Source organism: Niastella sp. sgz303648 (genome assembly GCF_059587045.1).
Window position 1 is genome coordinate 117,310 of the sequence record NZ_JCAPSW010000017.1, and the last position, 15,061, is coordinate 132,370.

At 44.9% G+C, this 15,061-nt stretch carries 6 protein-coding genes; 5 read left to right on the top strand and 1 reads right to left on the bottom strand.

Translation table 11 applies throughout. From position 1 onward, the window contains the following. Positions 1-25 precede the first annotated feature (25 nt). Positions 26-4,153 carry a hybrid sensor histidine kinase/response regulator transcription factor gene (locus AC59IL_RS32610; RefSeq protein ID WP_496556441.1) on the bottom strand — a complete coding sequence of 1,376 codons (4,128 nt, stop codon included), beginning with the start codon at positions 4,151-4,153 and terminating at the stop codon, positions 26-28. Positions 4,154-4,593: 440 nt separating this feature from the next. Here AC59IL_RS32610 and AC59IL_RS32615 point away from each other — a divergent pair, with 440 nt between their 5' ends. The 5 genes from AC59IL_RS32615 (at position 4,594) to galA (ending at position 14,988) form a co-directional block, all read left to right on the top strand. Continuing rightward, on the top strand, positions 4,594-7,608 hold the full coding sequence (locus AC59IL_RS32615) for a SusC/RagA family TonB-linked outer membrane protein (protein WP_496556442.1): 3,015 nt from the start codon (positions 4,594-4,596) through the stop codon (positions 7,606-7,608). 27 nt (positions 7,609-7,635) lie between these two features. Then, positions 7,636-9,243: a RagB/SusD family nutrient uptake outer membrane protein gene (locus tag AC59IL_RS32620; protein WP_496556443.1), complete on the top strand. Its 1,608-nt coding sequence runs from the start codon at positions 7,636-7,638 to the stop codon at positions 9,241-9,243. Positions 9,244-9,265: 22 nt separating this feature from the next. Continuing rightward, positions 9,266-10,348, top strand: a complete 1,083-nt coding sequence (locus AC59IL_RS32625) for a SusE domain-containing protein (RefSeq protein WP_496556444.1) — start codon at positions 9,266-9,268, stop codon at positions 10,346-10,348. A 70-nt stretch (positions 10,349-10,418) separates the two neighbouring features. Beyond that, entirely contained in the window at positions 10,419-11,444 is a 1,026-nt protein-coding gene (locus AC59IL_RS32630) for a glycoside hydrolase family 53 protein (RefSeq protein ID WP_496556445.1), read from the top strand. Positions 11,445-11,577: 133 nt separating this feature from the next. Then, entirely contained in the window at positions 11,578-14,988 is a 3,411-nt protein-coding gene (gene galA, locus AC59IL_RS32635) for a beta-galactosidase GalA (RefSeq protein WP_496556446.1), read from the top strand. The last annotated feature ends 73 nt before the right edge of the window (positions 14,989-15,061 follow it).

Sequence of the window (15,061 nt, forward strand, 5' to 3'; positions counted from 1 at the left end):
TAATTATTATACTTTAAGGTATGATTCACACTCTTTTCACCTCCTGCATAAACTGCGAAGGCGTTTTGCCGAATTCTTTTTTAAATGCTTTGGTAAAGTACGATTGGGTTTGTATACCGATGCGGTACATTACTTCTGTTAACGAAACATCTTCATGCGTCATGATCTGAACAGCTTTTTTTAATCGGATGGTTCGTACAAAGTCGCCGATCGACTGGCCGCTGATGCTTTTTATTTTTTGATATAGTTTGGTGCGGCTCATACCCATTTGGGTGCATAAATGTTCAATATCAAATTCGGGATTAACCAGCTGCGAGTCGATGATCTGCAATACATGATTCATAAACTCCTTATCTTTTTCCGAATGCACCAGGTCCATCGCTTCAATATGATGTTCCCTGCTGAAATGCTCTTTCAACTTGGCGCCCTGGTTAAATACATTGCGAATGGTGAGCAGCAACAGATCGAGGTTCAGCGGTTTGGCAAAATAATAATCGGCGCCGGAGCCTAATCCTTCTACCTGCGATTTAACGGCACTTTTGGCCGTTAGCATGATGAAGGGTATATGGCTTGTTTCAATATCCTGCTTGATGGCTTTGCACAATTCAATGCCATTCATGCCGGGCATAATCACATCGCTGATAATCAGGTTGGGGAATGTTTCTTTGGCTTTTGCCAGTCCTTCGTGTCCGTCGGCTGCTTCTGCTATTTTATAGTAGGCCGATAAGTGGTCTTTCAAAAATTGTCTTAATTCTTCATTGTCTTCAACCAGTAAAATTAATTTCGATGGAGCCTCGTCGGTGTGGAACCCATTGGCGGCTGCTATCGTTTCGTTTGTTATATCTAACCGGTGCTCATGCTGACTGCTCAGGCTCTCGAGCCGAACGCCGCCTTCGGTATGGCCGGTTAGTTTTTTCTCTTCTTTTTTATAATCATTTTCATCAACGGGGATGCCGATAATTATTTCGGTGCCTTTGTCGCGCTCACTGTATACGTATACATCTCCCTTGTGCAATTTGGCCAAACTTTTTACAAATGCCAGACCCACACCTGAACCAAGGTGCGATTCGGTAATGCGGTAATAGCGTTCGAACAGGTGTTGCAGCGATTCTTTCGAAATGCCTATGCCTGTATCGGCCACACGTATGTACGCATAGGCTTTGCCACGGAAATCGTTCTTTAATATCAGCTCATTTTTAAAGGAAGGAGTAAAGTCACTTAACGAGTGCAGCAGTTCAATCGAAATGGTGCCCCCGTTTTTTGTGTATTTGAATGAATTGTGCAGCAGGTTCAACACAATTTTTTCCATTACCTGCCGGTCGAACCAGGTGCCGGGCAAACTAACAGCGTTGTGCAGGGTAAAGGTGATCTCTTTCTGCATGGCCCAGTCCATAAATTCTTCGGCAATTTCTTCCATAAAAGAATTCAGATTGCCTTTTGTAACGCTCAGGTGCAGCGAACCGCTTTCGATCTTTCTGAAGTCCATCAGTTCGGTAATCAAACTCAACAGGCGATGGGCATTGCGATGCATGATGGTATAATAATGGCGAAAAGCCTGGTGGCCGTCTTCTTTCATCAGTTTTTCCAACGGACCAACGATGAGCGACAGCGGTGTACGGAACTCGTGCGAAATATTGGTGAAGAACTGAAGCTGTACCTGGTGCATTTCTTCTTTTTTCTGTTCTTCCAGTTCTTTGAGTTTTAGTTTTGTTTTGAATTTATAGAACCAGTATAAACCGGCCGCGGCCATTATAAACAACAGGGCAATAAACCAGCCTGCTTTCCAGAAGGGTGGGGTGATGATGATCTTTATGGATGCGCCTTCTTCGTTCCAGGTGCCGTCGTTGTTGCTTGCTTTTACATGAAAGGTATATTCGCCCGGGGCCAGATTGGTGTAATTGGCTTTTGTTTCTTTGCCTACATAGTTCCAGTCTTTATCAAGCCCTTCCATTTTATAGGCATATTGGTTGTTCTCTGGCGCTGTATAATCAAGCGCGGCATAATTGAACGAAAAAGTGGCCTGCCGGTACGATAAAGTTATTTCCCTGGTTACGCTGATATCGTATTGCAAGGGCGATTTGTTTTCACCGGCATTTACTTTTTTGTTGAATACCTGTAACCCGGTAATATAAACAGGCGGTATGAACTTGTTGGTTTTGATATTGGATGGATAAAAGCAGTTAAAGCCGTTGATGCCGCCAAAATACATTTCACCGTTCCTGGTTTTTAAATAAGCGTTCGCTTCAAACTCAAGTCCCTGCAATCCATCGCCGGTATTGTATTTTTTGAAGGCGCCGGTTTCGGGATTGAAACGCGTTAATCCGTTTGAAGTGGCTATCCAGCAATTGCCCTGCTCATCTTCTGTTATGCCTTTTATAAATTCGGTACTTAAACCGGCTTTATCTGTATATAATGAAAACGTGTTTCTGGCGGCATCAAACAGGTACAATCCTTTCTGGCCAACCCATATGCGTCCTTTGCTGTCACAAAAAATCACCCGCAAATCGGGCATGCGCTCTTCATTATTGAAGTAATGTGTAAAATGCCGGGTAGTTTGATTATAACAATTCAAGCCACCATCGTCGGTGCCGATCCAGATATTGCTTTCTTTATCTTCACAGATCGAAACAATATTATTGCCGGTTAAATTGGTTTGGTTCGAAGGGTCGTTTATCAGCCGCGTAAATTTTCTGGTTGCCACGTTAAACAGATTCAATCCGCCATAATAGGTAGCCACCCACAGATCGCCTTTGTAATCTTCAAAAACTTTCTGAACAAAATTCGAACTGATGGAGTTGCTGTCGTTGGGGTTATGCTGAAAGCGGGTGAAGGTGCGCGTTCTTTTATCCATCAGGTTCAGTCCGCCACCCCAGGTGCTTACCCAGAGGTTCCCTTTCCGGTCCTGCATCACATGCAGCACCGCATTGGCGCCAAGACTTTTATCGTTGAACGGATTGTATTTATAATGTACAAAAGTTCGGCTGTCGCGTAAAAATAAATTGAGCCCTCCGCCATCGGTGCCGATCCATATATTACCACTGTTGTCTTCGCAAAAAGCCTTTACATCACTATAGCTTATACTGTTGCCGTATAATTCCTGCCGGTACAGGTTAAATTTTTCGATGCCGGGCGAATAACAATTAATACCGCCGCGGTGGGTGCCGATCCATAAATTGCCCTGGTTATCTTCATAAAGCGCCGAAATGGTCCTTTGCGATAAACTCGCGGCATTGCCCGGTTCATCGTGATAATGGAAAAAAGCATTTTTTGAAGGGTTGAATAAATTCAGTCCGCCGTTGATGGTGCCGGCCCACAGGTTGCCTTTTTTATCGGCCAGCAGGCTTTTGATCATATCGTTACCAAGGCTGCCCGAATCTTTGTCGGCATGTACAAACGAGGTATAGCTGCCATGCAGGGGATCGAACAGGTATAAGCCATTGTCTTCGGTGCCCAGCCATAAATTTCCCAGTCTGTCCTGCTGAATCACGCGAATGGCATTGCCCGAGGCAGATGTATCGGCCGGGTTGCGGTAGCGGGTAAAACGGCGACTGGTTGCATTATATAAACTAAGACCTGCTTCTGTTCCGATCCACAGGTTATTGCTTTTGTCTTTAAAAATGTAATTAACACGGTTATCGGCAAGGCTGCCGGCATCGGTGCTGGAATGTTGCAAATGATCGAAACCGGGTTTGGTTTTATTGAGCACGTTGATACCGCCTCCATAGGTGCCCACCCACAGGTTGCCTTCGTTGTCTTCTGCCAGGCAGGTAACCAGTTTGGCGCTCAGGCTGTGTGCATCGGCCGGTTTGTTTTTGTAGCGGGTGAACTGGTTTGTTTCGCGATTCAGTTTGTTCAAACCATTTATGGTTCCCACCCATATGGTTTGGTTATGATCTTCATAAATACATCTTATGTAAGGGTCGCTTAAACTGTTGCTGTCGGCGGGGTCATTTTTATACACCAGCATTTCAAGACCATCGTATCGGTTCAGGCCATCGCGGGTGCCGAACCACATAAAACCCCGGCTGTCCTGAAAAATAGCTTCAACCGTACTGTTACTCAGGCCCTGTTCATTTGAAATATGTTTAAACCTGAGGTTGGGCGCCTGGGCGGCGGCTTCGGCAGGTAATAAATACAAAGCTGCCGTCGCCAAAAGCGTACATAATATAATATATAGATGGTTCCTATGTGTAGTATGATTCTTCACCATGGCAGGCGCAGCTTATCGGGAATTTAGGTTCTCTTTTAATCTGTATTATAAAATTATTCAATTGAAATGCATTTTTCCAATGATTTAAGCCAATAACCAGTTAGAACCAGAGAAATGAACGTTTGAACAAACCTAACAATCACATCCTGTATACCTTGCAATACAGAAAGCTGGCAGAGAAAAGAGTGCTCGCGCAAAGGCGCAAAGCCGCAAAGCCTTTTCTTAGCGTTCTTACAGATCGCGAAGCGATCAACTTTGTCCCGCCATGGCGGGAGCGTCTTTGCGAGAAATCAACTGCCAACTTAAAATTTAGCGAGCGAATAAATAAATACCCGAAATGCTTGCCTTAAAGACAGACGGGTTTTTAACTTAAAAAAACTGCAATGAAAAAACGATTGCTTGTGAGGACCCACCTCCTTTTGGTGCTATTATTTATTGGCACTGCTGCCCTGTCACAAAACAAAATCATTACCGGAAAAGTTACCGATGCAAAAGATGGCACCCCATTACCGGGTGTTTCTGTAATGCCATCCCGATCAGGCGCCCCAGGAGCCACAACTGATGTAAACGGAAATTTCAGGATCGCTGTTCCCGACAGTGTAAAATCGATCCTTTTTTCTTTTGTTGGATTTACGTCGAAAGAAATGCCGGCTACCGAAGGTAACCTGGTGGTTTCACTCACCGGTACCAGCAATTCGCTGAGCGAAGTGGTAGTTATAGGTTACGGAACGCAACGAAAGAAAGATTTAACGGGCGCTGTGGCAACGGTTACAGCCAAAGACTTTCAAAAAGGAAGCATCTCCTCGCCTGAACAACTGATCGCGGGTAAAGTGCCGGGTGTTTCTATTATTTCCAACAGCGGCCAGCCTGGCGTGGGAAGTACTATAAGAATACGCGGCGGCGCCAGCTTAAATGCCAGCAACGACCCGTTGATCGTAATTGATAACGTTCCGTTGGATAACGATCCCATTGCCGGCGCCGGTAGTCCGCTCAGTTTTATCAATCCCAACGATATTGAATCGTTTACCGTATTAAAAGATGCGTCGGCTACTGCTATTTACGGAACGCGCGCCTCGAACGGTGTTATAATAATTACTACTAAAAAGGGACGGGGCGATGCGTTGAGAATAAATTTCAACTCTGTTAACTCTGTTTCGGCCATTACCAAAAAGGTATCGGTATTAAGCGGCGATCAAATTCGTGCTATCGTGAATGACAAAGGGACCGCCGATAAAAAAGCGATGCTGGGGTCGGCCAACACCGACTGGCAGGATCAGATTTACCAAACGGCTACCGGAACAGATAATAACATCAGCTTTACCGGCGGTATTAAAAAATTCCCTTATCGCCTGTCGCTCGGCTACCAGTATCTGAACGGTGTATTAAAAACCGATTATTTGCAAAAAGGCAGTGTGGCCTTTGCATTGAATCCTTCTTTTTTTGATGATCACCTGAAAGTAGACCTTAACCTGAAAGGTAGTTTACTCAATGCCCGCTTTGGTAACCAGACGGCCATCGGCGCTGCTATCAGCTTTGATCCAACACAACCGGTTAATTTAAAAAGCAATCGCTTTGGCGGATATTATGAATGGGTAATAAGCGATACCCTGAGTCCCCTGGCCGCACGAAACCCGGTTGGTTTGCTGAACCAGCGGTACGATAAAAGCAATCCTAAAAGAAGTATCGGCAATCTGCAGCTCGATTATAAATTTCATTTTCTGCCCGACCTGCATGCCAACCTGAACCTCGCTTACGATGTATCGGATGGTGCAGGAACAATATATGTACCCGATAGCGCTGCTGCTGATTATGCCCGGCATGGCAGAAATACACAGTATAAAAGAACCGTAACGAATACGGTACTGGATTTTTATTTGAATTATGTAAAAGACCTTACTTCGATAAACAGCCGGTTAGATGTAATGGCTGGTTATTCGTATAACGACTTCCTTACAAAAATTTACAACTATGCCGATTACGATGCGCATGGCGTGAAAATCCCTAATTCAGACCCTGCCTTCCCGTATGATAAGCCAGAACATACGCTTATCTCATTCTTTGGCCGCGCCAATTACAGTTACAGGAGCCGCTATTTATTAACGGCTACCCTGCGCCGTGATGGTTCGTCGCGTTTTTCGCCAAATAAGCGATGGGGGATGTTCCCTTCGGTAGCCCTGGCCTGGAAAATAAACGAAGAAGCCTTTTTAAGGAACAATACAATTATATCTGATCTTAAACTTCGTTTGGGATATGGCATCACCGGGCAGCAGGATGGTGCTGCCATCGGTAACTATGATTATTTGTCGTATTACTCACTCAGCTCGCAAAATGCTTCGTACCAGTTGGGTAATACTTATTACCAGGGATACCGCCCCGGCGGGTTTTATGCCAGCCGTAAATGGGAAGAAACGGCAACTACCAATGTTGCCCTCGACTTCGGTTTTTTGCATAACCGTATAACAGGTAGCATTGATTTTTACTACAAAAAAACAAAAGACCTGTTAAGCAAGGTGCCGCAACCGGGCGGCTCAAACTTTTCGGCCTACACCATTGCCAATGTGGGTGATATGGAAAATAAAGGAGTTGAGTTGAGCATCAATGCACAGCCATTGCACACCAAAGACTTTAACTGGGATGTAGGCTTTAATATTACCTATAATAAAAATACCCTTACCAGGTTAACGGTAATACCCGACGATACAACTTATATTGGTTTTCCCACCGGTAATATTGCCGGTGGTATAGGTGGACAATTTGCCTTTATCAATGCAGTAGGATCTCCAAAGAACACTTTTTATTTATACAAACAGGTGTACGATAATACAGGTAAACCTATCGAAGGGGTATTTGTTGATAAGAATGGTGACGGCATCATCAATCAAAATGATCTGTTTAAAAGCAAGTCGGCCGATCCTAAAGTGTTTCTTGGTTTCAGCACCAACGTTACTTACAAAAAATGGAATGCAGGATTTGTTATGCGTGCCAGTTTAGGCAATTACGTTTACAATAATGCTTACAGCCAAACAGGCACCCTCAACCAGATTATAGGTAACAGTGTTGTATATAATGCTTCATCCAACTACCTCAGCACCCTGTTTAAAGGTGGAAACGGGCAAACCCTGCTGAGTGATTATTATATTCAGAACGGCTCGTTTTTGAGAATGGACAACCTTACTATCGGGTACAATGTGGGAAATATTTATCAGCACAAAGTGAATATGCGTGTAAACGCCAACGTGCAGAATGTATTTGTGATCACAAAATATACCGGTCTTGATCCTGAAATTGGCCCCGGAGCGGCCTCCACCACCAATACCACTCCCGGTAATTACGGTATAGATAATAATTTTTATCCGCGTCCGAGAATTTTTTCACTGGGTCTGAACCTTAGCTTTTAACGATGTTTTGAACTACAAATTAAACGTATGAAAAAAGTTTCGCTTAATATATCAATGATAATAGCGGTTGCAGTAGTAGTGATGGCATCCTGCACCAAAAAGCTCGATCTTACGCCAACCAATGATATTACTGCACAGGATGTGTACAGCACATCAACCGGTTACAAACTGGCATTGGCCAAAGCCTATGCTGCTTTTGCTTTAACCGGCAACACAGGCGGTACAGGAACACCGGATATTCCGAAAGAAATTATTGCCGATGAAGGCAACTCCGATTTTCTGCGACTGTACTGGAACTTACAGGAGCTCACCACCGATGAAGCTTCATGGACCTGGCAAAATGATGCCGGAGTACAGGGTTTACACGAAATGAGCTGGTCGTCGATTAATCCTATTATTGGCGGCGTTTACTACCGCGCTTTTTTTCAGATAGCTTTATGCAATGATTTTATACGACAGGCGTCTGAATCGAATATCACCAGCAAAGGCTTTAGCACTGTTACGGTAGACAGCATTCGTAATTACCGCGCCGAAGCGCGATTCTTAAGAGCCTATCAATACTGGGTGCTGATGGACCTGTTCGCTAATCCGCCTTTCATTACCGAGAACGATGCAATTGGTACAGTAATTCCCAAACAGATCCAGCGCAAAGACCTGTTCGATTATATTGAATCGGAGTTAAAAGCAATTGATGGCGATCTGGTAAAGGCAAAGAACAATGAATATGGCCGTGCCGATCAGGCTGCCGCATGGGCCCTGCTGGCACGCATGTACCTGAATGCACAGGTATATACCGGCACCCAGCGATATACCGATGCTATTACCTATGCCAATAAAGTAATAGGGGCGGGGTATAAGTTGCACGATGATTATACGCAGCTGATGCTGGCTGATAACAATTTAAATACCGAAGAATTTATTTTCACTATTAATTACGATGCCACCTATACGCAAAACTGGGGTGGTACTACCTATCTTGTTCACGGACCGGCAGGTGTACCGGCTAAAATGTCGGGTACGAGCGGCACGTGGAGCGGATTGCGCTGTACACAAAATTTTGTTACGCTGTTCAGCGATTACAGCGGTAATACCGATAAGCGCGCGCAATTTTATACTTCAGGTCAAAATCTGAACATGAACGACCTGTATACAGCTGCCGATGGATATTCAACCTTTAAATTCCGAAACCTTACCCGGTCGGGCGGTGCGGCGCCACATGCCGATCCCGCTGGTAACTGGGCCGATGTAGACTTCCCGTTATTCCGTTTGGCTGAGATGTATCTTATTTATGCCGAAGCGGTACTGCGCGGAGGCAATGGTGGTAATGCCACCACCGCGCTGGGTTACATCAACCTGTTACGTACACGCGCTTATGGCGATAATACGGGTAATATTTCAGCAGGTGCATTAACCACTGATTTTATTTTAGATGAAAGGGCCCGCGAACTGTATTACGAAGCCCAACGTCGCACGGACCTGATTCGTTATGGAAAATTTACCGGCAGCAGTTATGTATGGGCCTGGAAGGGCGGTGTAAAAGCAGGTACCGGTGTAGCTGATAAATACAATGTATTTCCATTACCGGCCACCGACCTGTCGTCGAACCCTAACCTGAAACAAACCAGCGGTTATTAATTAAGGTTTTAAATCAACAGTTATGAAAATATTCCATTATAAATATTTACTGATGGCCTTCACGGCCCTCATATTTTACAGCTGTAAAAAAGATATTGGTGAAACGGTATTAACACAGCCTGCCGGTATTACAGGTTTTACAACAACAGCATCGCAGGTTGTTTTATCAACAAGTAACGACTCGGCTAACGTAGTTACCTTTAAATGGGATGCACCCAATTACGGGTTTACGTCGGCAAATACCTATACATTGTTGTTCGATATGCCATCCGATACCAGCGGCGCCAGTGCGTGGGCCAACGCCGTTAAGGTTACTGTAGCTACCAACACACTGCAGAAATCGTATCTGGGAACAGATTTTAACCGGTTGCTGAATCAGCTGGGATTACCCCTGGGCTCAGCCAGTACACTGGTGGTACGCCTATATGCCGATGTAAATCAAAGTACCGGAACGGTATCAACTGTGCCAACGCTTTCTTCTACCATAACCATGACGGTTACTCCGTATAAAATAGTGCTGATTTTTCCAAAGCTGTATATAGCCGGAGATTTCTTAACACCGTCGTGGACTCAGATCGATCAGCCCGGCTGGATAGTGGCTGCCCCCAAAAGCGATGGCGCTTATGAAGGGTATATTAACTTTACCGCTGCCGATAATAAGTTTAAACTTTGCAGCATGCCCAATTGGAACGGTATTAATTATGGCTGGGGTACAAGCGCTACAACAATAAGCGCCACCGGTGGTAATTTATATGTTGCAGGCCCGGCCTATTGTAAAGTAAATGTTGATGTAAATGCATTGACGATATCTTATAAACCAACTTCCTGGAGAATGGCTGGTGATTTTAATAGCTGGAGTTTATCTGCAACGCCCATGACCTTTAGTACTACGACCAATGTGTGGACGGCCACCAATGTGAGTCTTACCGCAGGCACCAAATTTAAATTTGAAGGCGATGACAGCTGGAGCACCCAGATAGGTGTAGATGCAAAGGGCAACCTGGCAAATAATGGCAGCGATATAATTGTTCCCAAAACAGGCACCTTTACCGTTACCTTAGATTTAAGCGGCGGCGCCGGCAATTATTCGTATACGATAAAGTAAGGTGTGATGAATTTCGTCTGTCCTGAGCGAAGTCGAAGGATGGCAATCTCTTAATAAATAGTTTGTATAAATGAAAACAATCCGTTGGGCTTATTGCATCTTATTGGTGGCGGTGTTTGGCTGTAAAAAAAATGAAGCCGCTTCAACAACCGATTCCTCTGTTACCACTTTTTTTGTAAAAGGAGCCGATGTAAGCTGGCTTACACAAATGGAAGCAACAGGATATAAATTTTATAATGCATCCGGCACTGCTATGGAATGCATGCAACTGATGCAAAGCCTGGGCATCAATTCAATCAGGCTGCGTGTTTGGGTAAACCCTGCCAACGGATGGTGTAATAATGCCGATCTGGTAACAAAAGCGCTACGGGCAAAAAAGTTGGGCTTCAGGATCATGATCGATTTTCATTACAGCGACAGCTGGGCCGATCCTTCCAAACAAACAAAGCCAACTGCCTGGAGTGGGTATGATTTTACTACCTTAAAGAACACCGTTTATAGCTATACGTACAGCGTGCTCGACACGCTCCGCAGCAGTGGCGTTGTACCTTCGTGGGTGCAAATCGGCAACGAAACAAATGATGGCATGCTGTGGCCCGATGGAAAGGCTTCAACCAATATGGCCAACTTTGCTGCGTTGATCAGTTCGGGCTACAAAGCGGTGAAGGCCATCAACGATTCTATAAAAGTGATCGTTCATATTTCAAACGGGTACGATAATACTTTATTCCGATGGCTATTTGATGGGTTGAAAAGCAATGGCGCCAGTTGGGATATTATTGGCATGTCGTTGTATCCCACTGCCGCCAACTGGCAATCGTATAACACCAATTGCCTGGCCAATATGAACGATATGGTATCGCGATACAATAAACCGGTTATGATCTGCGAAGTGGGCATGCCGTATACGGATGCATCGGCCTGCCAGTCGTTTATTACCGATTTGATCAGCAAAACAAAATCGGTTCCCAATAATAACGGATTAGGGGTGTTTTACTGGGAACCCGAATGTTACAATAACTGGCAGGGATATACATTGGGGGCATTTGATAATAATGGCAAGCCGACGGTTGCAATGAAGGCGTTTGCTGATTAAGGATAGGATATGTCGCGCAAAGGCGCTAAGGCGCAAAGTTGGCCCGTTAAGCGGCCTTTAAGTACGCGAAGAAAAAGCTTTGCGCCTTGGCGCCTTTGCGAGAATTTAAAAAAATCAGAATAGAAAAATTTATATGAATCGAAACGGTTATTGCTTATTGTTTGCTTTGTTGATTAGTAGCTTGTTCATATCCGCATCGGCGCAATCGCAGCGAACACATATTAATTTTGATGAGAACTGGAAGTTCAGTCTGGGCCATGCTGCCGACCCGGCCAAAGATTTTAATTTCAAAATAGCCAATATCTTTTCCAAATCAGGTAAGGCCGAAAAAACGGCGATTGATATGCGCTTCAACGACAGCAGCTGGCGTACAGTACAGTTACCGCACGACTGGGCCGTTGAACTGCCGTTTGAAAAATCAGACAATCCCGATGTGATGTCGCACGGATATAAACCGGTAGGCGGCTTATATCCGCAAAATAGTATTGGCTGGTACCGAAAACATTTTCGCATATCCCGGTCAGACAGCGGCCGGCGTTTTGAAATTCAGTTCGATGGTATTTTCAGAGACAGTAAGATCTGGATCAACGGCTTTTATCTGGGTAATAATGAAAGCGGCTATTGCGGCGTTTCGTACGACATTACCGATTACCTGCATTACGACAGAGATAATGTGATTGTTGTTCGGGCCGATGCTTCGCAATATGAAGGCTGGTTTTATGAAGGCGCCGGCATTTACCGACATGTATGGCTGAACAGTTACAATAACCTTCATTTTGCGTCAGACGGCGTTTTTGCTTATTCCACGGTGCAAAACAATACAGCCACCATAACACTCGAAACAAAAATTGTAAATCGAAACGCTTTACCTGTTACCAGTACGGTTACCGGATATGTTACCGACAGGGAAGGCAGGGTAGTGGTGCGCGGTCTTGTACAAAATGTATCATTAAAAGGCAATGAAACCAAAGTCATCAAACAACAACTGACCGTGCGGCAACCCATTTTATGGTCGCCCGAAACGCCATACCTGTATCGTATTGTTCCGGTAATAATATCAGGCAACAAAACAACCGATAGTCAATCGATCAGGTTTGGCATACGCACCATTAAAATTGATGCCACCGGTTTATATGTGAACGGTCGTTATACAAAAGTAAAAGGCGTTAATTGCCACCAGGATCATGCAGGCGTGGGCAGCGCTTTGCCCGATTACCTGCAGTATTACCGCATTCACAAGTTGAAAGAATTAGGGGTGAATGCTTATCGCACCAGTCACAGCGCACCCACACCCGAATTACTCGATGCCTGCGACAGTATCGGCATGCTGGTGCTCGATGAGCACCGGTTGCTGAACAGCAGTCCCGAATATATAAACCAGTTAGACAAACTGATATTGCGCGATCGCAACCGCGCCAGCGTTTTTCTATGGTCGATTGGTAATGAAGAAAATTATGTGCAAACCAATCCTGTTGGCAAACGCATAGCGCAAACATTGCTTGCTCGTCAACAGGAATTAGACCCTACACGAACCAGCACGTATGCCGCCGATGTGGCGAACATATTTAAGGGCGTGAACGAAGTGATACCTGTTCGCGGATTCAATTACCGCATTGCCGGTGTTGATCCTTATCATAAAGACCATCCGCAACAACCGATATTGGGAACTGAAATGGGTAGCACTGTTACCACACGCGGTATTTATATAAAAGATTCTGTTGCGGGCTATGTGCCCGATGAGGATATCACCGCTCCCTGGTGGGCCAACACCGCCGAACAATGGTGGACGCTGGCTGCAGATCGTCCGTGGTGGATGGGTGGTTTTATATGGACAGGTTTTGATTACCGTGGTGAGCCTACTCCTTTTGAATGGCCGAATATCAATTCGCATTTTGGTGTGATGGACATGTGCGGATTTCCTAAAAATATTTATTACTACTATCAGTCGTGGTTTACCAACGAAGATGTATTGCATATATCGCCACACTGGAATCACGCTAAAGACGGCACAGATGGAAAAGAAGGAACACCGGTGAATGTATGGGTAAACAGCAACGCCGATAATGTTGAGTTGTTCCTGAACGGAAAAAGTGTTGGTAAAAAAGATATGCCGCGTAACCGCCACCTCGAATGGAATATTCCTTTTGAACCGGGTGTGCTGGAAGCCGTGGCTTACAAACAAGGCCGAAAGATCACCTCACGCGTAGAAACTACCGGGCCTGCTTATGAAATTGTAGTATCACCCTCCAAAACTACGATGCTGGCAGATGGTACCGACGCCTGCGTGATTAACATTACTGTAACCGATAAACAGGGCCGCGAAGTGCCCGATGCCAATGACCTGATCAAATTTAGCATTACCGGTGATATGAAAATTATCGGCGTTGGCAATGGCGATCCCAGCAGCCATGAGCCCGATAAATGCGGTGATGGTAACTGGCAACGGCATTTGTTCAATGGTAAATGCCAGGTAATTGTGCAGGCCGGTAAACAAACTGATGTGGTGAAATTCGAGGCAACTGCTGCCGGTTTATTTCCCGGGTCTACGGATATTCATACCGTTCAGTCGGGCGCACCGCATTCAGTGCCGGCAGTTGCATATCCGGTTACACCAAAGCCGCTGTTGAAACCTGTTGACAAAATGCTGGGTGCTGATATTTCTTTTTTGCCGGAGCTCGAAGAAAAAGGAATCAAATTTTCTGATAAGGGCGTAAAGAAAGATGCGTTACAAATATTAAAAGACCATGGGTTTAATTATATACGGTTGCGCATCTTCAACGATCCGGCTGCCGATAGCGGGTACTCGCCCAAAAAAGGGTTTTGCGATATAGCGCATACCCTGCAAATGGCCAAAAGAATAAAGAACGCCGGTATGAAATTCCTGCTCGATTTTCATTACAGCGATTACTGGGCCGATCCCGGTAAACAATTCAAACCCGCCGCATGGCGTAATAAAGATATGTCGCAACTGGAGCGATCGGTGTATGATTATACCAAACAGGTAATGCAGCAGTTAAAAGCACAGGGAACTTTGCCCGATATGGTGCAACCCGGCAACGAAATAAATCATGGTATGATATGGCCCGATGGATTGATCTGTTACCCCGATAACCTGGCGCGTTTGGTATATGCAGGAATGGTTGCGGTAAAAGAAGTGAGTCCGGCTACGGCTACCATGCTGCACCTGGCTCTTGGCGGACAAAATGATGAATGTCATTTTTTTCTTGACAATATGATTGCAAGGGGTGTACCCTTTGATGTGATCGGGTTATCGTATTATCCCAAATGGCATGGCACGCTGGCCGATCTGAAACAAAATGTCAATGATCTGGCAACGCATTACAATAAAGATATTATCATCGTTGAATACTCGCAATTGAAGAACGAAGTAAATGAAATTGGTTTCAATTTACCCAACGGCAAAGGCAGGGGCACCTGCATCTGGGAACCATTAAGCACCTGGGAATCGATATTTGATAAGGATGGTAAAAGCAATGATTACCTGTTGTTGTATGATGAGATCCATAAAAAGTTTATGAAGTAATAAAAGCTGTGTATATTAATAAACTGAAAAAGCCCCCGGTTAATGTTACCGGGGGCTTTTTGCTAAATATTGT